8 protein-coding genes are annotated in these 22,743 nt (G+C 69.5%); 5 read left to right on the forward strand and 3 right to left on the reverse strand.

Annotated features, from left to right (window positions below):
- Nucleotides 1-7: 7 nt before the first annotated feature.
- Together VZQ01_RS38965 and VZQ01_RS38970 are read right to left on the reverse strand one after the other, a co-directional pair.
- Nucleotides 8-12,034, reverse strand: a complete 12,027-nt coding sequence (locus VZQ01_RS38965; RefSeq protein WP_426746158.1) for a non-ribosomal peptide synthetase — start codon at nucleotides 12,032-12,034, stop codon at nucleotides 8-10.
- Nucleotides 12,035-12,236: 202 nt separating this feature from the next.
- Complete coding sequence (locus VZQ01_RS38970; RefSeq protein WP_426746159.1) at nucleotides 12,237-15,032, reverse strand: beta-propeller fold lactonase family protein; 2,796 nt, start codon at nucleotides 15,030-15,032, stop codon at nucleotides 12,237-12,239.
- 263 nt (nucleotides 15,033-15,295) lie between these two features.
- Here VZQ01_RS38970 and VZQ01_RS38975 point away from each other — a divergent pair, with 263 nt between their 5' ends.
- The 3 genes from VZQ01_RS38975 (at nucleotide 15,296) to VZQ01_RS38985 (ending at nucleotide 18,640) form a co-directional block, all read left to right on the forward strand.
- Entirely contained in the window at nucleotides 15,296-16,243 is a 948-nt protein-coding gene (locus tag VZQ01_RS38975; RefSeq protein WP_223783683.1) for a pirin family protein, read from the forward strand.
- A gap of 255 nt (nucleotides 16,244-16,498) precedes the next feature.
- On the forward strand, nucleotides 16,499-18,262 hold the full coding sequence (locus tag VZQ01_RS38980) for an alpha-keto acid decarboxylase family protein (protein ID WP_426746160.1): 1,764 nt from the start codon (nucleotides 16,499-16,501) through the stop codon (nucleotides 18,260-18,262).
- 102 nt (nucleotides 18,263-18,364) lie between these two features.
- Nucleotides 18,365-18,640, forward strand: coding sequence for a hypothetical protein (locus VZQ01_RS38985; protein WP_223747364.1), 276 nt, complete (start codon nucleotides 18,365-18,367; stop codon nucleotides 18,638-18,640).
- Between the two features lie 76 nt (nucleotides 18,641-18,716).
- On the opposite strand, the gene hutH is transcribed toward VZQ01_RS38985, so the two are convergent.
- A complete protein-coding gene (gene hutH / locus VZQ01_RS38990; RefSeq protein WP_267700727.1) occupies nucleotides 18,717-20,243 on the reverse strand; it encodes a histidine ammonia-lyase in 1,527 nt (508 codons plus the stop codon).
- A gap of 108 nt (nucleotides 20,244-20,351) precedes the next feature.
- Here hutH and VZQ01_RS38995 point away from each other — a divergent pair, with 108 nt between their 5' ends.
- Both VZQ01_RS38995 and VZQ01_RS39000 read left to right on the forward strand, forming a co-directional pair.
- Nucleotides 20,352-21,629, forward strand: coding sequence for an aspartate kinase (locus tag VZQ01_RS38995; protein ID WP_141323427.1), 1,278 nt, complete (start codon nucleotides 20,352-20,354; stop codon nucleotides 21,627-21,629).
- A gap of 4 nt (nucleotides 21,630-21,633) precedes the next feature.
- A complete protein-coding gene (locus VZQ01_RS39000) occupies nucleotides 21,634-22,050 on the forward strand; it encodes a ComEA family DNA-binding protein (RefSeq protein ID WP_408890204.1) in 417 nt (138 codons plus the stop codon).
- The last annotated feature ends 693 nt before the right edge of the window (nucleotides 22,051-22,743 follow it).

Below are 22,743 nucleotides of genomic sequence, written 5' to 3' on the forward strand. Positions count from 1 at the left end.
GAGGACGTCAATGCCTCGGGCATCCGCTCCCTGTTTGCCTGGAATCCTCGCGCTGCTCGAGTCGGCGCATGAGGTCATTCAGGTGTCGCGCCATCGTCGTGACGTGCGGTGGTTCGATCATCGTCTGGTGGTTTCCGGGGACGCCGATGAGCTCCAGCCCGCCGCGCACCAGCTCCTGCCATGGGCGCTCGGGATGGAGCGGATGGGGCGGGGTGTACTCCTGGGCGCGCAGATAGATGGCGCGGCCCTCGGTGGGGCCGGGCTCGTAGCTGAACAGCGCGCGCATGTGCGCCTTCCAGACGGAGAGGAAGATCTGCAGGTCCACCAGGGAGAACGACTCCGGCACCGTGGCGCCATCGCGCGCGCGACGCAGCACCTCGAGCATCTGTGCCCGCGGCTCCAGTCCGCGCAGCAAGGTGATGAGCGCGGGTGACGAGTCCCCGAAGATGGCCGCGAGCAGCTCCGCGTCATCCTCGAAGCGCGTGGGGAGCTGCCCCGGGCCCGGCGTGTCGAGGAAGACGAGCAGCTCGGGAGGGACGCCGAGCCGAAGCAGCCGCTGCGCCATCTCGTAGACGATGGTGCCGCCCATGGAGAGGCCCACCAGGTAGTAGGGCGGCTCGGGGCGCAGCTGGAGCAGCGCATTCAGGTGGATGGAGGCGAGCTGCTCGACGGTCTGGAGGGGCTCGCATTCTCCGTTCACGCCGGGCGCCTGGAAGCCGTAGACGGAGCGCTCGGGACCGAGTGCCCGGACCAGCTCCTGATAGCAGAACACCGTGCCGCCAATCGGGTGCATGCACAGCAGCGGCGGCAGGCGGTCGTCACGTCCTCGTTGGAGGAGGACGACGCCGTCGGGCAGTGACGGCGCCTTCGTGGTGGAGGCCACGGGCGCGCGTTGCTCCTCGAGCCACGCGGCGAGCGCCGCCACCGTGGGGCTCTGGAAGAGGACCTGCAGCGGGACCTTGAAGCCGAAGCGCTCGGACAGCTTCGCGACGAGCTGCGCGGCGAGCAATGAGTGCCCACCCAGGTCGAAGAAGCTCGCCGTCACGTCGCGGACCTCGCGGCCCAGCACCTGAGCCCACAGCGCTGTGAGCGCTTCCTCGAGGGGCGTGCCCGGCGCCACGCGCGTCGAGTCGTCGGCGGACGCGGTGGGACGAGGCAGGGCGCGATGGTCGACCTTGCCATTGGCGGTGAGTGGCAGCGCGGGCAGCACCACGAAGTCCGAGGGGACCATGTGCGGTGGCAAGCAGCCCTGGAGGAAGTCGCGGAGCGCGCGAGGCGCCAGCTCCGGCTCACTCGCGACGTAGCCGACGAGGCGCCGGTCGCCGGGGATGTCCTCGCGGACGAGGGCGATGGCGTCACGGACTTCGGGATGGGCGCGCAGCGCGGCCTCGACTTCGCCCAGCTCGATGCGGAAGCCGCGCAGCTTCACCTGGTTGTCGGTCCGGCCGATGAAGTCCAGCGCGCCGTCCTGGCGAAGCCGGACGAGGTCTCCGGTGCGGTACAGCCGCGCGCCGGGCGTCGTCGAGAACGGATGCGGGACGAAGCGCTCGGCGGTGAGGTCGGCTCTGTCCCAATAGCCCCACGCGAGCCCGTCGCCGCCGACATACAGCTCGCCCGTGACGCCCGTGGGCACGGGCCTCAGGTGAGCATCGAGGACGTAGGCGGTGCTGTTGGCGATGGGCCGCCCGATGGGAACGGAGTATTCCTGCGGCGTGCTCACGGGGTGCCAGGAGCTGAACGTGGTGTTCTCCGTGGGACCGTAGACGTGGAGGAGCCTTTGAGGCGCGCCGGCGGAGAGGACCCGGTTGACGCACGCGAGGTCGGCGTTCTCCCCACCGAAGAGGAGGAAGCGCAGGTCGCAGAAGGCCGAGGGCTCCGTGCGTGCGACGAGGTTGAAGAGCGCGGTGGTGAGGAACAGCGCGGTGATGCGCTCCTCGCGCAGCCGGCGGGAGAGCATGGTCGGGTCGATGACGTCGTCCTTGTCCAGGATGACGAGCGTCGCGCCATTGAGCAGCGCGCCCCAGAGCTCGAAGGTGGAGGCGTCGAAGGCGATGGTGGCGGCCTGGCCGACGCGGTCGTCCGGTCCGAGCTGGACGTAGTCGGAGCCCAGGACGAGCCGGAGGACGGCGCGGTGGGGGATGCAGACCCCTTTGGGCCGGCCCGTGGAGCCCGAGGTGTACGTGACGTAGGCCAGGTCGTCCGGTCCGGTGTCGCGTGTGGGTCGGTCCGTCGCTTCCTCGTCGGTGAGGGAGAGGGCGTCGATGCACAGCGGTGCGGCGATGCCCTTCGGCACGCGGGACACGAGCGAGGTCTGCGTGACGATGCACTGGACCTGCGCGTCCCGGGCCATCAACTCCAGCCGTTCGGAGGGATAGTCCGGGTCGAGCGGCACGTAGGCACCACCGGCCTTGAGGATGGCGAGCAGCGTGACCACCAGCCGAGGCGAGCGGGGCAGGCACACGCCGACCCGAGGCAGTGCACGGCTCACGCCCTGGGCACGAAGCAGGTGCGCGAGCTGGTTGGCCTGTCGTTCCAGGGCCGCGTACGTGAGCACCGTGGTGCCATGCTGGAGGGCGATGGCCTCGGGCCGTCGGGTGGCCTGGGCCTCGAACAGGTCGACGATGGAACTCTCAGCCGGGTAGTCGCGAGCGGTGTCGTTCCACTCGACGAGCCATTGCTGTCTCTCTTGTGCGGAGAGCAGGTCGAACGCGTGGATGGAGGCATGGGGATGCCGGACCACATGCTCCATCAGCGCGCGGAGATGCCGCGCCATGCGCTCGATGGTCGCGGGTGAGAACAGGGCCGTGGCGTACTCGAAGACGCCCACGAGCCCATCCGCGGACTCCTCCAGGGAGAGCGTGAGGTCGAACTTCGACGTCCCGGGATGCAGCTCCACCGCGTCCACCGTGAGGCCCGGGAGTTGAAGCTGACCGGTGGGCGCGTTCTGGAGAGCGAACATGACCTGGAGGAGAGGGCCATGAGAGAGGGAGCGCTCGACGCGGAGCTCATCGACGAGCTTCTCGAAGGGAAGCTCCTGGTGGGAGTAGGCGGAGAGGCAGACGTCGCGGGTGCGGAGGAGGACGTCGAGGAAGGAAGGGTTGCCGGAGAGGCGAGCGGGGAGGGGGAGCGTGTTGACGAAGAAGCCGATGAGGGATTCGAGCTGGGGGCGAGTGCGATTGGCGATGGGAGAGCCGACGAGGAAGTCGAGCTGGCCGGAGTAGCGGGAGAGGAGGAGCTGGAAGGAGGAGAGGAGCGCCATGAAGAGGGAGGCGCCGTGGTGACGAGCGAGGGAGTCGAGAGAGGAGCGGAGGGAGAGGGGGAGGAAGAAGCGGTGGAGGGCGCCGTCGAAGCGCTGGAGGGAGGGGCGAGGGAAGTCGGTGGGCAGCGAGAGGAGGTGGGGGACGCCGTCGAGGAGGCGAGTCCAGAAGGAGAGCTGGGAGGAGAGGAGGTCGCCGGAGAGGTGGGAGCGCTGCCAGGAGGAGAAGTCGGCGTACTGGAGGGAGAGGGGAGGCAGCGAGGGGGAGGAGAGCTCGCGGTAGAGGACGCCGAAGGACCAGCCGTCGGAGATGATGTGGTGGAGGTTGAGGAGGAGGACGTGGCGCTGGGGAGCCAGGCGGAAGAGGCGAGCGCGGAAGAGCGGACCCTTCTCGAGGTCGAACGGCGCCGCGGCTTCGAGTCGCACGCGTCGCGTGGCCTCCTCATCGGGCGACTCCAGGGCGGAGAGGTCGAATCGCTCCCAGGACAGCTGCGCTGAGTCCTGGATGTGCTGGAGGGGAGCACCGTGGCCTGGGAAGGTCGTGCGAAGAGACTCGTGTCGGTCCACGAGGCGCTGGAGGCGCGCGCGGAGCGCCTCGGCATCGAGCTCGCCGTCCAGTCGGAGCGCGAAGGGCATGTTGTAGACGCCCTGTTGCTCGTGGAGCTGGCTGAGAAACCAGAGTCGCTCCTGCGCGAAGGAGAGCGGAGGCGCCGTGTCCCGAGTCCTCCGGGGAATGAGCCCGGCGTCTTGTACCGAGGGCGAGGTTCCGAGGAGCTTCTCCACGGCACGCGCGAACCGTTCGAGCGTCGGCGCCTCGAAGAGCAGCTTCACGGGAACGGTGACACCGAGCGATTCCCGCGCACGGGAGACGACCTGTGTGGCGAGCAGGGAGTGCCCGCCCAGCTCGAAGAAGTTCGCCGTGACACTGAGCTGTTCGAGCTGGAGGACCGAGGACCAGATGGCCGCCAACGCCACCTCCAGCCCGGTGCGAGGCGCCACGAAGTCCTCGACGGTGCCTCCCTCCGGGGCCGGGAGCGCGCGTCGGTCGACCTTGCCGTTCGGTGTCAGGGGCAGCGCATCGAGCACGACGAAGGCCGACGGCACCATGTGAGCCGGGAGCTGGCTCCGCAGGTGCTCACGAAGTGTCGTCGCGGTCGTGGAGGTCGCGGCGTAGGCCACGAGGCGTCTGTCTCCGGGAGAGTCCTCGCGGACGAGGACCGCGGCGTCGCGGACCTCGGGATGTGCACGCAGCGCAGCTTCAATCTCACCCAGCTCGATGCGGAAGCCGCGCAGCTTCACCTGGTTGTCGGCGCGGCCGACGAACTCCAGCTCACCGTCCTGGCGGAGTCGGACGAGGTCCCCGGTTCGATAGAGCCGAGCCCCTGGAACCGAGGAGTCCGGATGCGGAACGAAGCGCTCGGCGGTGAGGTCGGGTCTGTTCCAATAGCCCCACGCGAGCCCCTCGCCACCGACATGCAGCTCGCCGGTGACGCCCAGGGGAACGGGTTGCCCGTGGGCATCCAGGACGTAGGCCGTGCTGTTGGACACGGGGCGACCGATGGGCACCGAGTGCTCCTGTCGCTGACGCACCGGATACCAGGCGCTGTAGGTGCTGTTCTCCGTCGGGCCGTAGAAGTTCGCGAGCTGCACGGGGGCGCCATGGGTGAGCACGTCGTTCACACAGGACGGGTCCGCGGCCTCTCCGCCGAACCCCAGCCATCGCAGACCCTTGAAGACTTCCGGCTGGGAGCGCGCGACGAGGTTGAACAGCGCGGTGGTGAGGAAGAGGGTGGTGATTCGCTCGTCCTGGATGCGGCGGTTGAGCAGCACCGGGTCGAGGACCTCGTCCTTGTCCAGGATGACGAGCGTTGAGCCATTGAGCAGCGGAGCCCACAGCTCGAAGGTGGAGGCATCGAAGGCGATGGTCGCGGCCTGTCCAACGCGGTCGTCAGGGCCGAGCCGGATGTGGTCGGCCTCGCGAACCATGCGCACCACGCCGCGATGGGGAATGCAGACACCCTTGGGAAGGCCCGTGGAGCCCGAGGTGTAGATGATGTGCGCCAAGTCCTCTGACGTGCTCTCACGAGGAAGCGCGCTCTCATCGGACCTCGTCGGTTCCTCGGCAGGTGACTCGAGACTCAGCACCGGGATGTCCGAGGAGAACGTCGAGCGGAGCGCGTCGAGGCTCACGATGGCGACGACCCGAGCGTCACGGACCATGAAGTCGAGTCGCTCAAAGGGATAGTCCGGGTCGAGCGGCACGTAGGCGCCACCGGCCTTGAGGATGGCGAGCAGCGTGACGACCAGTTCGGGCGTGCGAGGCAGGCAGACGCCGACCTGAGGACGCGCACGGCTCACCCCCTGGCCACGCAGGCGTCGCGCGAGACGATTGGCGCGAGCGTCGAGTTCTCCATAGGTGAGGCTCGTCGACCCGTGCCGCACGGCGATGGCGTGGGGACGCAGGGACACCTGCTCCGCGAACAGGTCGATGATGGACGCACCGGCCGGGAAGGCGCGGGCCGTGTCATTCCACTCGACGAGCCACCGAGTGCGCTCCTTCGCGGAGAGCACGTCGAGAGAGTGGATGGGCGCGTGAGGGTTTCGCGCGACCTGCTCCATCAGGTTCCGGAGATGCTCGGCCATCCGCGCCACAATGTCCGGTGAGAACAGCGCCGTGGCGTACTCGAAGACGCCGTTCAGTCCGTGCGGCGTCTCCTCGATGAAGAGCGTGAGGTCGAACTTCGACGTCCCGGGATGCAGCTCGAGATGCTCGACCGTGACGCCCGGCAAGGTGGGCGGGACACCGGGCGCGTTCTGGAGAGCGAACATGACCTGGAGGAGAGGGCCATGAGAGAGGGAGCGCTCGACGCGGAGCTCATCGACGAGCTTCTCGAAGGGAAGCTCCTGGTGGGAGTAGGCGGAGAGGCAGACGTCGCGGGTGCGGAGGAGGACGTCGAGGAAGGAGGGGTTGCCGGAGAGGCGAGCGGGGAGGGGGAGTGTGTTGACGAAGAAGCCGATGAGGGATTCGAGCTGGGGGCGCGTGCGATTGGCGATGGGAGAGCCGACGAGGAAGTCGAGCTGGCCGGAGTAGCGGGAGAGGAGGAGCTGGAAGGAGGAGAGGAGCGCCATGAAGAGGGAGGCGCCGTGGTGACGAGCGAGGGAGTTGAGAGAGGAGCGGAGGGAGAGGGGGAGGGAGAAGCGGTGGAGGGCGCCGTCGAAGCGCTGGAGGGAGGGGCGAGGGAAGTCGGTGGGCAGCGAGAGGAGGTGGGGGACGCCGTCGAGGAGGCGAGTCCAGAAGGAGAGCTGGGAGGAGAGGAGGTCGCCGGAGAGGAGAGAGCGCTGCCAGGAGGAGAAGTCGGCGTACTGGAGGGAGAGGGGAGGCAGCGAGGGGGAGGAGAGCTCGCGGTAGAGGACGCCGAAGGACCAGCCGTCGGAGATGATGTGGTGGAGGTTGAGGAGGAGGACGTGGCGCTGGGGAGCCAGGCGGAAGAGGCGAGCGCGGAAGAGCGGACCCTTCGCGAGGTCGAACGGCGCCGCGGCCTCGCGTTGGAGGCACTCCTGGAGGTCGTCAGGAGACGAGGTCAGGTCGACGACCCGCCAGTCGAGCTCCATGTCCTCGGAGATGACCTGCGTGGGAGTGCCGCCCCCAGGAAAGCGCGTGCGCAGAGACTCGTGACGAAGGACGACGGCTCGAAGACGCTCACGAAGCGCAGGGACATCGAGCTCACCTTCGAGTCTCAGCCCGAAGGGCATGTTGTAGACGCCCTTCTGGTCATGGAGCTGGCTGAAGAACCAGAGTCGCTCTTGAGCGAACGACAGGGGCAGCGCCGAGTCCCGGCTCACCGTGGGAATGTGCGTGGACCCGGTGGGCTGGGGTTCGCCGAGGAGCTGCTCCAGCACGCGCGCCAGGGACTCGATGGTGGGTGACTCGAAGAGGGCTCGGACGGGGACGTGGACACCGAGCGTGTCCTGGAGGCGGGAGACGACCTGGGTCGCGAGCAGTGAATGCCCACCGAGGTCGAAGAAGCTCGCGGTGACACTGACGCGCTCCAAGGACAGCACCGTGCTCCAGACGTCGACGAGTCGCGACTCCAGCTCCGTGCGAGGCGCGACGAAGTCCTCGGCGTCGAGCAGGCCGAGGCTCGGAGGCGGAAGCGCGCGTCGGTCCACCTTCCCGTTGGGCGTCAGCGGAAGCGCGTCGAGGACGACGACCGTCGAGGGGACCATGTAGCTGGGGAGTCGGCGTCCCAGCGCCTCGCGAAGCCGGGTCCCCGCCACCTGCGTCACGGCATAGGCCACGAGGCGTCTGTCCCCCGGAGTGTCCTCCCGGACGAGGACGGCGGCGTCACGGACCTCGGGATGCGCACGCAGCGCGGCTTCAATCTCGCCCAGCTCGATGCGGAAGCCGCGCAGCTTCACCTGGTTGTCGGCGCGGCCGATGAACTCCAGCTCTCCATCCTGGCGGAGTCGGACGAGGTCTCCCGTGCGATAGAGCCGAGCCCCCGGCACCGAGGAGAACGGATGGGGAACGAAGCGCTCCGCGGTGAGGTCGGGCCTGTCCCAGTAACCCCACGCGAGGCCGTCACCACCGACATGCAGCTCACCGGTGACACCGACGGGGACGGGTTGCCCGTGGGCGTCCAGGACATAGGCCGTGCTGTTGGACACAGGTCGCCCGATGGGCACCGAGAGCTCCGAGGATGGCCGCGCCCGATACCACGTGCTGTAGGTGCTGTTCTCGGTGGGGCCATACCCGTTCACGAGCGCACCAGGGGCGCCATGCGTCAGCACGCTCTGGAGACACGTGGCATCCGCGGCCTCGCCACCGAAGATGACCCAGCGCAGGCCGGAGAACGCATCCGGGTGCACGCGCGCCGTGTGGTGGAAGATGGCGGTGGCCACGACGAGCGCGGAGATGCGCTCCTCCCTCAGCCGGCGAGCGAAGACCGAGGGCTGGAGGAGCTCGTCCTTGTCGAAGATGACCAGCGTGGCCCCGTTGAGCAGCGCGCCCCAGATCTCCAACGTGGAGAGGTCGAACGTCACGGTGGTGACCTGGGCCACCCGGTCGTCGGGCCCCAGGCGGACCTGGTCCGGGTCCAGCGCCATGCGCACGACGCCTCGATGTGGAATGCAGACGCCCTTGGGGCGCCCCGTGGAGCCCGAGGTGTAGATGATGTGGGCCAGGTCCTCCGCGGTGCTGTCGGTCGGCAGCGGCGTGGCCTCGGTGCACTCCAACGTGTCGAGCTTCACCGTGCGCCACGGACCCTCGGGCAGCCGCTCACTCAACGCGCCATGGGAGACGAGGGCCGTGAGGCGTGCGTCGTGGGCCATGAAGGCCAGCCGTTCGGTGGGGTGCTCCGGGTCGAGCGGGACGTAGGCCCCGCCCGCCTTGATGGTCGCCAGGAACGCGACGATGAGGTCCGCGGACCGGGGCAGGCACACGCCGACCTGCGGACTCCGACGGTCGACGCCTCGCGCGCGCAGCACCCGGGCGAGCGCATTGGCGCGGGCATCGAGCTGGGCATATGTCAGCTCGGACACTCCGTGCCGCACGGCCACGGCGTCGGGGTTGCGCGCCACCTGCGCGTCGAAGAGCGCTCCGAGCGGTGTCTGCGACGGGTACGCGCGCGTCGTGTCGTTCCACTCGACCAACCACCGTTGCTGCTCATCCTCGGAGAGCAACGAAGCCCGGGCGCAGGCACGTTCCGGCGCACGGACGAAGGTCTCGGCGAGCCGGACGAAGTGCTCCGCCATCCGCGCGACGGTGGGCTCGGAGAACAACGCGGTGGAGTACTCGAGGGTGCCTCGCCATCCGTTGGACGAGGGCTCCACCGAGAGGAAGAGCTCGAAGCGCGCCGTGCCGGTGTCCACCTCCAGCGGCGCGACCTGGACACCTGGAAGGCGAAGCTGTCCCCCCGGTGCGTTCTGGAGCGCGAACAGCACCTGGACCAGCGGGCTGCGTCCCGGCTCCCGTTCGACTTGGAGCTCGTCGACGAGCCGCTCGAAGGGATGCTCCTGATGTGCGTAGGCGCCGAGGCACGCGTCACGGGTGCGATGGAGGACGTCGCGGAAGGACGGGTTGCCGGAGAGGCGAGCGGGGAGGGGGAGCATGTTGACGAAGAAGCCGATGAGCGATTCGAGCTGGGGCCGCGTGCGATTGGCGATGGGCGAGCCGACGAGGAACTCGAGCTGGCCGGAGTAACGGGAGAGGAGAACCTGGAAGGTGGCCAGCAAGGCCATGAAGAGCGTGGCGCCTTCATCCTGCGCGAGTCCTTCGAGGGCCTCGACCAGCGGCAGCGGAAGCGAGAAGCGGTGGAGCGCGCCCTCGATGCGTTGACGTGGCGGGCGAGGGAAATCGGTGGGCAGCGCGAGGACGTGAGGCACACCGTCCAGCAGTCGCTTCCAGAACGTCTGCCGCGTCGCGAGGGCCTCACCCGCGAGCCGCACCCGCTGCCACGATGAGTAGTCGGCGTACTGGATGGAGAGCGGAGGCAGCACCGGGGGCGTGCCCCCGACTCGCGCGGCGTACTCGGTGGACAGCTCCCGGAAGAGCACTCCGAAGGACCAACCGTCGGAGATGATGTGGTGCAGGTTGAGCAACAACAGGTGTCGCTGCTCGGCCCACGTCACGAGCATCGCTCGAAAGAGCGGACCCCGGGCCAGGTCGAAGGGTCGTTCCGCCTCCGTCTGCACCCGTCCTCGCGCCTCCTCCAGGGACGCAGCGGACCGCCGCTCCAATGTGATGGACCATGACTCCCGGACCGCTTGCTCGGGCGCTCCTTCGCCGGGGAAGCACGTGCGCAGGGATTCGTGCCGGGCCACCAGGGCCCGCAGGCTCTGCTCCAGCAGGGAGGCCTCGAGTGGCCCGTCCACCTGGAACGCCATCGGGAGCGAGTAGACCGCGCTGCCCGGCATCCATCGGTCGAGGAACCACAGTCGCTGCTGGGCGAACGAAGGGACTCGACGCTCGGCACCCACGGCACGTGGGATGAGGCCTTCATCCTCGTTGTCCGACGGAGCCTCCTCGAGGCCCGCGCACAGCTCGCGCAGGACGGGCTGGTCGAAGAGGGCACGCAGGGGGATGTGCCGCCGGGTCGCCTCGCGCATCCGGGTGACCGCCTGGGTCGCGAGCAGCGAGTGTCCTCCCAGGTCGAAGAAGTTCGCGGTGGCGCTCACCGCGTCCAGCCCGAGCACCTCCGCCCAGATGCGCGCGACGGTCTGCTCGAGCCCCGTCTCCGGCGCGACGAGCTCCGAGGCCGCCTGGGGCGCGGGCAGCCGCGCGCGGTCCACCTTGCCATTGGGGGTGAGCGGCAGCGCCTCCATCACCACGATGGCGGATGGGACCATGTGCCCGGGGAGCTGGCGCTGGACGTGCTCCCGCAGCTCCGACGACGAAGCCCTCGCGACGACATACGCGACCAGTCGGCGGTCTCCGGGCGAGTCCTCGCGAACGAACGCGAGCGCCTCCGTCACCCCCGTGTGCTGGCGCAGCGCGCTCTCCACCTCGCCCAGCTCGATGCGGAAGCCTCGCAGCTTCACCTGGTGGTCGCGTCGCCCGATGAACTCCACCGCGCCATCCGGACGCACACGGGCGAGGTCTCCCGTGCGGTACATGCGACCTCCAGGCGTGTGGCTCCACGGGTCCGGCAGGAAGCGCTCACCCGTCAGGTCCGCGCGCTGCCAGTAGCCCCACGCGAGCCCGCATCCTCCCGTGTACAGCTCTCCCACGTCTCCGTCTGGGACGGCGCGGAGCGACTCGTCCAGCACGTACATCCGGGTCCCCGAGATGGACCGGCCGATGGCCACGGCCGAGGAGTCCTCCTCCGCCAGCGCGCCTCGCATGGGGTGGAAGCTGGTGAAGGTCGTGTTCTCCGTGGGCCCGTAGAAGTTGACCAGGCGCACGTGGGGAAGCTGCGCCAGGGCCTTGCGCGCATGGGGCACGGAGAGGACCTCGCCTCCCGTGAGCAGCTCGCGCACCTTCGCCGTGCCGGGCAACCCCAGCTCCACCAGCTGGTGGAACAAACCCGTGGTCATCCAGACAATCGTCACACCCTGCGCTTCGAGGAACGGCCCCAGCTCATCCAGTCCCGCGGCGCCCTGGGTGAACACCGCCAGCCGCGCCCCGTTGAGCAGCGACCCCCAGATTTCGAACGTCGACGCATCGAAGGCGACGGGCGCGAGCTGCAGCAGTACGTCCTGGGGCGTCACGTCGACATAGTTGGCCCCCAGCACCAACCGCAGCACTCCGCGATGCGGCACGCAGACGCCCTTGGGCCTGCCCGTGGAGCCCGAGGTGAAGACGACATACGCCAGGTCATCCGGGCACACGTCTCGCGCGGGAGGATGGTGGGGGAGCACGGCCAGCGCGTCGCCGAGGACATCCAGACACAGGCGCACGCCCTCCGAGGGCAGGCGCGGCAGCAGCGACGTGCGCGTGATGATGACCCGAACGTCCGCGTCCTGGGCCATGAGCGCCAGGCGCTCGGAGGGGTAGTCCGGGTCGAGCGGTACGTAGGCGCCACCGGCCTTGAGGATGGCCAGGAGCGAGACGAGCAGCTCCGCCGAGCGCGGCAGGCAGACGCCCACCCGGGGGTTCTCGCGTCCGACGCCCTCGGCGCGCAGCCGCCACGCGAGCTGATTGGCCCGCCGCTCCAGCTCCGCGTACGTCAGGCTCACGCCGTCACTGGTGAGCGCCAGCGACTGGGGCCGCAGGGCGACCTGGGCTTCGAAGGCCTCCGCGATGCTGGCCGGAGCGGAATCCTGCGGGAGGGTCGACAAGGAGGGGGCGTCGAGCATGTCAACGCGTCGCCCCCAGGAGATGAGAGACGGTGGCTGCCGCGTGCGACACGGCAGCCGATGGGACAGGGCGTCACGCGTGAGACATGTCTAGGAGGCCTGGCCAGACAGACGCAAGATTGGCTGGCCCTCCCCGCCCTGGTGAGGCGGATCTGAAACTGAGTTGTGTTTCAGGCCGTTGTTCTCACGGGTGACTCGTCGGGTCCGCCGGATTCGTCCCGGCCGCGCGCTCGTCCCCGTCCCGCGCGCCGTCGAGGTCCCGGTCGATGCCGATGCGCGTGCCCGAGCCGAGTGGCACGCAGGTGTACGTCAACACGCCGCCGCTCGCGGTGGTGGCCGTACGCACCGTCGCATCCGTCACCGCCGGCAGGGCCTGCCGGTCCGACGTGAACTTCCCACCTCCCACGTAGAGCAGGCCCACCTCGTGCGAGCCCACCCGGCCCTTGGCCACCAGGTCACACTCGCCCGCGTTGGCGCGCGCCAGCAGCAGGTCGATGCGCGGCCCCGCCACGGCCGCGCGCGCGGCCGTCAGCGTCACCTGCTGCCCGACGATGGGCGCCAGGTTCGTGTCGAACGCGAGCATGAACTGCTCCATGTTCAGCTTCGCCGTGTGGCCCTCGGGCGTGTTCGGGATGCCCACGGAGTTGAAGATGGGGTGGAAGTCGAAGCCGCTGTTGAAGGTGAGCAGCGTGGGGACGCTGCCGTCGCTCAGGAAGCCGAAGCCCCGGACCTGGTCTCCCAGGAAGGGGTCGATGGGAGAGTTGCCGCTGACGAACGGCGCGCCGAACATGCCCACCTTCTGGTACGCGTTGCGCAGGTGCGGCACCTTCGGGAACTGCGGCTCCACGTCGAAGGAGGACTGGCCCGCCGTGCCGAAGAAGCCCTTGAACGCACCCTCGGACGGGTTCGCCTCCGGGTCGATGACGTGGCACGCGCCGCAGGAGCCGTGGAAGAACGTCGTCGTGTTCAGGAAGAAGTCCCGCCCCGCCGCCTGCGCGGGCGTCAGCGAGTTGTCCAGGTGGCGGATGGGGTTGGGCGGATAGACGACCTGGAGCACGAAGTCGGTGAACTTCTGCATCTGCGCCGGCGTGAGCGTCGTGTCGCGGCCCAGCAGGTCCACGAAGGCCGGGTTGAACTGCTTGAAGGCCGCCGCCTCGTCATGGGAGCCCGAGTTGGGTTGCGCGGTGGCCGCGTCGAAGCCGCCGTTGCGGTCGCCTCGCCAGTGCATGGGGCCCTGGTTCGCCATGCCGCGCAGGCTCTGCGTCGCCATGGGGCCCTTGAGCGGATGGAACGCGGTGGACTGGCCGAACGTCGGGTCGTCGCCGAACTCCGGGAGGATGGGAACGATGGGGCTCGGGTTGGCCTTCACCGCGCCGTCCGGGTTGCCCAGGTCCCACGCCAGGCTGTCGAAGTCGCCGAAGATGTGGCAGCTGCCGCACGACGAGTCACCATGGCTGGAGCTCAGCCGCGCGTCGTAGAGGAAGGGCCGGCCTTCGACGACGCTCGCGGGCTCCGGGTTGTACATGGGCAGGTGCGCGATCTCCTGGCGCGTCGTCGTGTTGATGACGGAGATGGCGTTGTCGAAGCGCGTCAGCACGTAGATGCGCCGCCGGGCCTCGTCCAGCACCATGCCCGTGGGCCCGCCGCCGGAGAGGAGGATTTGATTCGCCGTGCTCGGCACGAACGTCCCGTTCTCCAGCGCGGCCGTGGAGTAGACGCCCAGCTTCGACGAGCCGAACGCCGCCACGAACAGCGTCGAGCCGTCCGCCGTCACCGCCATGCCCAGCGGCTGCGCCAGGCTCTTCTCACTCTCCGCGTTGGGCGTGGGCGCGCAGCACACGTCGTAGTCAATGTGCTTGTTGAGGTGGCGCGGCGTCACGCTCGAGTTTCCGAGCACGGTGATGCGGCTCTCGTGCAGGTGGCCGCGCAGCGAGCTGCCCGCGAAGGTGCCCGGGCCCTCGAAGCGCAGGTCGTTCCGCGCCTCGGTGTTGCTGACGTACACCTTCCCGTTGACCGGGTTGACGGCCATGTTGAACAGGATGGTGCCCACGCCCGAGTACACGCTCCCGGGGCCGTGGATGGGCGCGGGAGGGTTGGCGTTGGCGTTGAGGGTGAAGACGTCCTTGTCCGGCAGCGAGAAGCGCACCGACGACGTCCAGGAGCGGTTCAGCACGTCCACCCAGTCCTGGCCGTTGTGCTTGAGCAGGACCCCGACCTCCGGGGCGCGGACGCCCGCGAAGTTGGTGTTGGGGCCGGGGACTCCGCCCACGGCCTCGCCGCCGTCCGGCACCGCCAGCTCATGCATCACCGTGGTGCGGTTGCCGGAGTGGAAGGCCGCCGCGTACACCCGCGAGCCGTCCGGCGTCACCGCCAGCGCCCGGGGCGTGTCCGCGAACAGGGAGACGATGGTGAGCGGCGTGCCACCCAGCGTGGACCCCAGCTGCTCCGAGTCGAACACCCACACGTCCGCGCGGCCGATGCCCGGCGTGGTGAGCTTCGGGTCGAACGGCGCGTTCTGGCCGCGGTGCGCCGCGGTGATGAACGCGCGCCGACGCCCAGGACCGGCGAAGACCAGGTCCCGGGGCTCGTCGCCCACGAGCAGCGTGCGCGTCACCACGCCGCCCTGTCCGTCCGCGTCCACGCGCACCACGCTCACGCTGTCCGACAGGTGGTTGACGACCCAGACCTCGTCGTTCGTCCGCGCGGCCACCGCCACGGGCTCCAGGCCCACGGGCACCGAGCCTCGGTGGGTGAGGCCGTTGTTCGCGACGCGGAAGATCTCCAGCCGGTTGTCCGGCGTGTTGACGGCGAAGAGCAGCTTGCCATCGGGGGACAGCGCGAGCGGCCGCACCTGCCCGCTCTCGAACAGCGTGAAGGACGAGGCCTGGGCTCGGGGGCCCACCACGACTCCCGCCACCAACAACAGCGCGACGACGCTTCTTACGGCACCAGCTCGAACAGCCGTACACGAGGCTTTCACGATGATGCGCTCCAGGGGATGGGTGACGCTTCCCTCCCTCCGCCAGGGGAGTGACGGCCGGGTGGGAATGGGCAATCTTCCGTGGTTCCGCACCGTGACGTAAATGCTGACATCACGACGCGTGAAGGTTTGACACGCGGGCGGGCCGCGCTTGACAGACGCCATTCGTTGAGTCGCGAAGGGGGCGGGTGGTTGGGACTGGAGCGTCCGGACCGACCCATGGCATGTGTGGACGCGCAGGACCTTGACAGGAGTGTGAGCGGATGGCCTGGAAGATGCCCGAGGAACCCTTTGTCGACGCGGAGCCCGACTCCCTGCTGGAGACCGTCATCGTCCCACGCACGCGGGATCTGGGAGACGGCTTCGAGGTGCGCCGCGCGCTGCCGTCGTCGCGCCGGCGCATGGTGGGCCCGTTCATCTTCATGGACCAGATGGGCCCCGCGGTGCTCCAGGCCGGCAAGGGGCTGGACGTGCGGCCCCATCCGCACATCGGTCTGGCCACGGTGACGTACCTGTTCGAGGGTGAGGTGCTCCACCGCGACTCGCTGGGCGTGGTGCAGCGCATCCGCCCCGGCGCGGTGAACTGGATGGTGGCCGGGCGCGGAATCGTCCACTCGGAGCGTACGCCTCCGGAACTGCGGGTCGCGTCCAACCGCATGTTCGGCATCCAGTTCTGGGTGGCGCTGCCCGGCAAGCACGAGGAGGACGCGCCGTCGTTCGTCCATACGCCGTCGGAGGCGCTGCCCGTCGTGCAGGATGGTGGCGTCGAGCTCAAGCTCATCGCGGGGGAGCTGGCCGGTGCGCGCTCGCCGGTGACGACGCAGTCGGCGCTCTTCTACGCGGACGTGAAGCTGGACGCGGGGGCGCGGATTCCCGTGCCCGCGGTGCACGAGGAGCGCGGCCTCTTCGTCGCCGAGGGACAGGTGGAGGTGGGCGGCGAGAGCTTCGGCCCCGGTCAGCTCCTGGTGCTGCGTCCGGGCAAGGAGGTGGTGGCGCGGGGCGGCGGGACCACGCGCTCCAGGCTGCTGCTCTTCGGCGGCGAGCCGATGGATGGGCCCCGGCACATCTGGTGGAACTTCGTCTCCAGTTCGAAGGAGCGCATCGAGCAGGCGAAGGAGGACTGGACGGCCCAGCGCATCGGTCAGGTCCCCGGTGAGTCGGAGTTCATTCCGCTGCCGGAGCCCGAGCCGAGCGTGCCCCGCTATCCCTGACGTGCCCCGCAGGACGGGGCTCGCGGGCCCCGCAGGCGTCTCGCGTCTGCGGGGATTCCGGTGGCCCGCGAGTTGTTCGAACCCTGGACAGACATGCCAACCTCCCGTGAGTCGCCGCTCGGACTGAGGGGAAGCCGACGGGCGAGGGGTCTGGTTGTGTTTGGATTGTGCCGTGAGGCATTCGGTGTAATTGCTTGCGTGCCGGCCCGGGGCGGTTGTCGCCGCCCGGAGAGGTCCGCATGCGGGGGAGTCGCCGTGAGCCTTACTTGTGCCAAGGTCCAGGAGAAGACGGTTTCCGTGGGGGATTATCTGTGGCTCCGTCTCCAGGAGCTGGGAGTCCGTCATGTCTTCGGCGTGCCCGGAGACTTCAACCTGGGGATGCTGGAGCAGCTGTTGAAACAACCCAGGCTGACCTGGGTGGGGTGCTGCAACGAGCTCAACGCCGCCTATGCCGCGGATGGGTATGCGCGACTGAAAGGCATTGCCGCGCTCGCGACGGCGTATGGCGTGGGCGAGCTGAGCGCCGTCAACGGGCTGGCGGGCGCATATGCGGAGCGGGTGCCGGTGGTGGCCATCACCGGGGCACCCCCGTTGTCCCATATGCAGCGGCGCAGCTGGATACACCACACGCTGGGGGACGGTGAGTATGGCAATACGCTCGCCAGCATCGCGCCGTTCACCGCGGCGCGGGCGGTGCTGACACAGGCCAACGCGGCGATGGAGATCGACCGGGTGCTGCGCACGTGCCTGCGTGAGCGGCGGCCCGTGTACCTCCAGCTCCCCACCGACGTGTGCTTCCAGCAGGTGCCCGCGCCAGTGGCGCCGCTCGAAACGGAGGCGGCTGTCAGTGACAGGGCCAGCCTGCGCGCGCTGCTGGAGGAGCTGGTGCCCCGGCTGCGAGGGGCACGGCGCAGCGTGCTGCTGGTGGACAGCGACGCCCAGCGCTTCGGGCTGGGGGCCCAGGTGGTGGCGCTGGCGGAGTCCGCGGGGATGCCCATCGCGTCGCTGGGTTCGGGGCGAGGCCTCCTCGACGAAGCTCACGGGGCCTTCCTGGGCTTCTACGGGGGACGGCTGTCGGACCCGTACGTGCGGGAGTGGGTGGACGGGGCCGACTGCGTGGTGGGCCTGTCCACGCGCTTCATGGACCTCAACACGCACTCCTTCACCCAGCGGCTGGAGCCCTCGCGGTTCGTGGACCTTCAGCCCACCACGGCGGCGTTGGGGCGGGCGGAGTCTCCGTGGCTGCCCTCGCTGTACAGCGGGCTGGTGCTGGGCGAGGTGCTGGAGGCCCTGCGCGAGGCGGTGGGCAGTCGGAAGCGGCAGGACTTCGTGCCCCGCTCGCTGCGACTCCAGTCCCAGGCGGCCGCCAAAACAGCGGCCCCGGCGGCGAGGAGCGAGGGGCCCCTGACGCACGCGCAGCTGTGGCCCGCGCTGTCCGCGCTGCTGGAGCCGGAGGATGTGCTCGTCGTCGAGGCGGGCAGCCCCATGGTGGGCTTCGCCTCCGCGCAGCTGCCACGGGGAGCGAGCTGGGTGGCTCAGCCGCTGTGGTGCTCCATCGGTTACACGCTGCCTGCGGTGCTGGGCACCAGCCTGGCGGCCCCGGAGCGGCGTCAGCTGCTCTTCATCGGGGACGGCTCGTTCCTGATGACGGCGCAAGAGCTGTCCACGTTGCTGCACCTGAAGCTCAAGCCGCTGGTGTTCCTCCTCAACAACGCGGGCTACACCGTGGAGCGCCTCATCGTCGGTCCGCGGTCCGTCTACAATGACATCCCGAAGTGGAACTACCCGGCCATCTGCGATGCGCTGGGGACGCCGGGGCAAGCGCTGACCCTGCTCATCGAGAAGCCCGAGCAACTGGCGCCGGTGCTGGCGGAGGCCGTGCGTGCCCAGCAGGAGGGACGTCTGGTGTTCGTGGAGGTCCGGCTGGCGCCGCTGGATGCCCCCGCTGGCCTGGCCCAGCTGGGCGCCTCCGTCTTTTCGCTGTCATACCGGGAGGACAGCGGACTGCCTCGCCCCTGACGCTGGTGGCATTCCCTCTCAGGGGGTGTCCATGGGCAAATCCCTCTCAGGCTGGTAGCCTGGGAGGGCCGTACAACCCGTGGAAGTTCCCTGGAGGCACGAATGCAGGCTGGAAGGTTCGTCAGCGGTGCGTTGCTAGCGGTGGGGTTGATGCTGGTGGGCTGCGGTGGTCCCGTGGTGGAGGACGCCGAGGCGCAGGACCTCGCGTCGCGCGAGGATGCCGCCCCCAATTGCAATGGGGTGTTCTACGAGCACACGTACTACAGCGACGCCACCTACTCGACGGTCGTGGGCTTCCGTGGCTGTGACTGTGCTTTCTGGTTGAACTACGGCCGGACCTCGGCGTTCGTCGAGTCCTACTACGGGACGTGTCGCTAGCACGTCTTGCTGAAACGACGACGGCCCGCCCCGGAAGTGCTTCCGGAGCGGGCCGCGGTGTCTGTGAATGACAGGCTCAGGCCGTGGCCGCGCGCACCGCCGCGAGCAGCTCGCCGGAGTCGACCAGGTCGCTCACGGCCTGGATGTCCTTGTGCAGCTCGCGATCCTTCTCCATGTGCGGCACCTTGGAGCGGATGAGCTCGTAGGCCGCCAGCGCGCCCTTGCCGGGCTTGACGGGCAGCCGGAAGTCCAGCGCCTGCGCCGCCACCAGCATCTCGATGGCCAGACACGAGCGGGCGAAGTCCCCCACCTGACGGCCCTTGAGCGCCGCCGTCATGCCCATGGACACGTGGTCCTCACGGCCCGCGGACGACGGAATGGAGTCCACCGACGCGGGGTGGCTGAGCACGCGCGACTCGGCCACCAGCGCCGCGCTCGTCACCTGCGCGATCATGAAGCCCGAGTTGAGCCCGGAGTTCTTCGCCAGGAACGCCGGCAGCCCCGACAGCGCCGGGTTCACCAGCTGCTCCACCCGCCGCTCGCTGATGGAGGACAGCTGCGTGAGCGCCATCGCCACCACGTCCATCGCCAGGGAGATGGGCTGGCCGTGGAAGTTGCCGCCCGAGACGATGCGCTCGGTCTCCGTGAAGACCAGCGGGTTGTCCGTGGCGCTGTTGACCTCCACCTCCAGGATGCGCCGCGCGAAGGACAGGCCCTCGCGCGCCGCGCCGTGCACCTGCGGCATGCAGCGCAGCGAGTAGGGGTCCTGCACCTTGCTGCAGTTGACGTGTGTCTCCACCAGCTCGCTGTTCACCAGGATGCGCCGCAGGTGCGCCGCGCACGCCTTCTGGCCCGGATGGGCTCGGACGTCGTGAATCTCCGGGATGAACGGCTTGTGGCTGCCGAGCAGACCTTCCAGCGTCATCGCGCCGGCGACGTCGGCCAGCTCCGCCAGGGACTCGGCGCGCAGCTGGAGCAGGGTGCCCACCGCGCACATCGCCTGGGTGCCGTTGACCAGCGCCAGGCCCTCCTTGGCCTCGAGGATGACCGGCTGCAGGCCCGCCATCTCCAGCGCCTTGCGCGCCGGCAGCCGCTGGCCCTGGTGGAACGCCTCGCCCTCGCCGATGAACACGAGCGCCAGGTGCGCCAGGGGGGCCAGGTCACCGGACGCGCCCACGCTGCCGCGCTCGGGCACGACGGGGACGACGTCGCGGTTGAGCATGTCCAGCGCCAGCGTCAGCGTCTCCGGACGGATGCCCGAGTAGCCCTTGGCGAGCACGTTGCAGCGCAGCAGCAGCAGCGCGCGCGCTTCACCGTGGGGCAGGGGCGTGCCGACACCACAGGCGTGGGAGAGGATGAGGTTGCGCTGCAGGTCGCGCAGGTCCTTCTTGTCGATGCGGACCTCGGCCAGGGTGCCGAAGCCGGTGTTGATGCCGTAGGACGGGGTGTCGCCCGCGGCGACCCGGTCCACCAGGGCTCGCGAGGCGCGGACCCGGGCGGCGGCCTCGGGGGCCAGCTCCACGGTCACCTCGTTGCGGGCGACCTGGAGGATCTGCTCCAGCGTCAGGGTGTCACCGTCGATGAGGATACGGGGGCGCGACATTGGGGGCTCCAAGGGGTGGTGGAATGCGAGACAGCGGCAGCGGGGCTTTACACCGGGGAGTGGGGCTCGTATAGGTCCGCGCGACTGAAGAGGGAGGTCACGGTCCCCGTGGCGCTGATCGTCCAGAAGTATGGCGGTACCTCCGTTGGTGACACCGAGCGGATGAAGAACGTCGCCCGCCGCTGTCTGGCCGCCCAGCAGGCGGGCCATGACGTGGTGGTGGTGGTCTCGGCGATGTCGGGTGAGACGAACCGGCTGCTCAAGCTGGTGGCGCAGATCACCGACCGGCCGGACGAGCGTGAGCAGGACGTCGTCGTGGCCACCGGGGAGCAGGTCTCCATCGGGTTGGTGGCGATGGCCATCCAGGCCCAGGGTGGCAAGGCGACGAGCTTCCTGGGGCACCAGGTGCGCATCGTCACCGACAGCACCTTCTCGAAAGCGCGCATCAAGAGCATCGACGCGCAGCCCATCCGACAGGCCCTGTCCAAGGGGCACATCGTGGTGGTGGCGGGCTTCCAGGGCGTGGACGAGGAGGGGAGCGTCACGACGCTGGGGCGCGGAGGCTCGGACACCACGGCGGTGGCGGTGGCCGCGGCGCTGAGCGCGGATGCGTGTGAAATCTATACGGACGTCGACGGCGTCTACACCACGGACCCGAACATGGTCCCCGCCGCGCGCAAGCTGGAGCGCATCGCCTACGAGGAGATGCTGGAGCTGGCGAGCGTGGGCGCGAAGGTGTTGCAGATCCGCTCCGTCGAATTCGCCATGAAGTACAAGGTGCCGCTCTGGGTGAAGTCGTCGTTCACCCAGGACCCGGGCACACTCGTGTGTGAGGAGGACAAGTCCATGGAGGACGTGCTGGTCCGCGGCGTGGCGTATGACCGCAACGAGGCGAAGATCACCATCTGCGGCGTGCCGGACGTGCCGGGCGTGGCGGCGAAGATCTTCGGTCCGCTCGACGAGAAGCACATCGTGGTGGACCTCATCGTCCAGAACCAGTCCCGCGAGGGGCGCACGGACCTGACCTTCACGGTGGGCAAGTCGGACTTCCTCAAGGCGCAGGAGGTGGTGCGCGAGGCGGTGAAGGACATTCCCGTCTCCGGCATCGAGACGGACGACAACGTGGCCAAGGTGTCCATCGTCGGCGTGGGCATGCGCAACCACTCGGGCGTGGCGGCGCGGATGTTCACGGCGCTGTCGGCCGAGGGCATCAACATCCAGATGATCTCCACGTCGGAGATCAAGGTGTCGTGCGTGGTCCACTCCAAGTACACGGAGCTGGCGGTGCGGGCGCTGCACACGGCGTTCGGGTTGGATCAGCCGCTGCCGCCCGAGGGCGCGACGACGGTGTCGGAGACGGCGGCGCTCAAGGGCGAGAAGGTCTGAGCCGGTGGCGGGGCGGACGGCCGCGCTCGCCGTCGTCGCGTTGGCGGTGATGGGCGTCGGGGCGGTGGCCCGCTGGCGCTGGCCGGATTCCCGGTCAGCGTTGGATTGTCCTCCGGAGGCGGTGCGCATCCGGGAGGACGGCGTGGCGACGTGTGGTGAGGGCGAGGAGCCCACGGGGGCGGCGGCGCTGGCGTTGGGGCGCAGGCTGGACCTGAACGTCGCCACGGCGGAGGAGCTGGCGTTGTTGCCGGGGGTGGGGGCCTCGCTGGCGCGGGCGCTGGTGGAGGCTCGGGACGCGGCGGGAGGGTTCCGGAGCTGGGAGGCGGTGGACGAGGTCCCCGGGGTGGGTGAAGCCCGGTTGAAGACCCTCCAGGCGGCCACGGTGTTGGGCTCGCCTCCGGATGCCGGGCCCGTGTGGTAAGCACGCGGCGTGCAGATCGCCTGCCCTCAGTGCTCGATGCAGTATGCCTTGGATCCCCGCCTGCTTCCGCCGGGAGGGGCGTCGGTCCAGTGTACTCGCTGCAGCCATGTGTTCCTGGCCTCGCCGCAGGCGCAGACTCCGCGCCCCGTCGCCGCGGAGGGAGCTGGCCCCAAGACGCCGAGTGGCTCGTGGGGTACGGCGCCCGGTGGCAATCCCAGCTTGATGCGCACGCAGATCTTCGGCTCCGGGAAGGCGTCGGAAGGCGCTGGCGGTGCGCAGGTCGCGGGTGCCTCGGGCGTGCAGGGGACGACACAGCGCTTCGGCGCGGTGGACGGGGCGCACGATGCCGTGAGCGGGCAGGGCGGGACGCAGGCCGCGGGTGCTCATGGGGCCACGCAGACCTTCGGCGCGGTCGGCTCCCAGGGCGCGCCATCGACCGAGGGTGCGGGCGCCTACAGGGCGACGCAGACCTTCGGTGCGGTGGGCGGGGCGCACGATGCCGTGAGCGGGCAGGACGGGACGCAGGCCTCGGGTGCTCATGGGGCCACGCAGACCTTCGGCGCGGTCGGCTCCCAGGGCGCGCCATCGACCGAGGGTGCGGGCGCCTACGGGGCGACGCAGACCTTCGGCGCAGTCGGCGCTCCCGGAATGACGCAGGCCTCCGGCGTGGGGGCTCAGGGTTCGACGCAGACG

The organism is Myxococcus faecalis, assembly GCF_050039385.1.
Classification (GTDB): Bacteria; Myxococcota; Myxococcia; order Myxococcales; family Myxococcaceae; genus Myxococcus; species Myxococcus fulvus.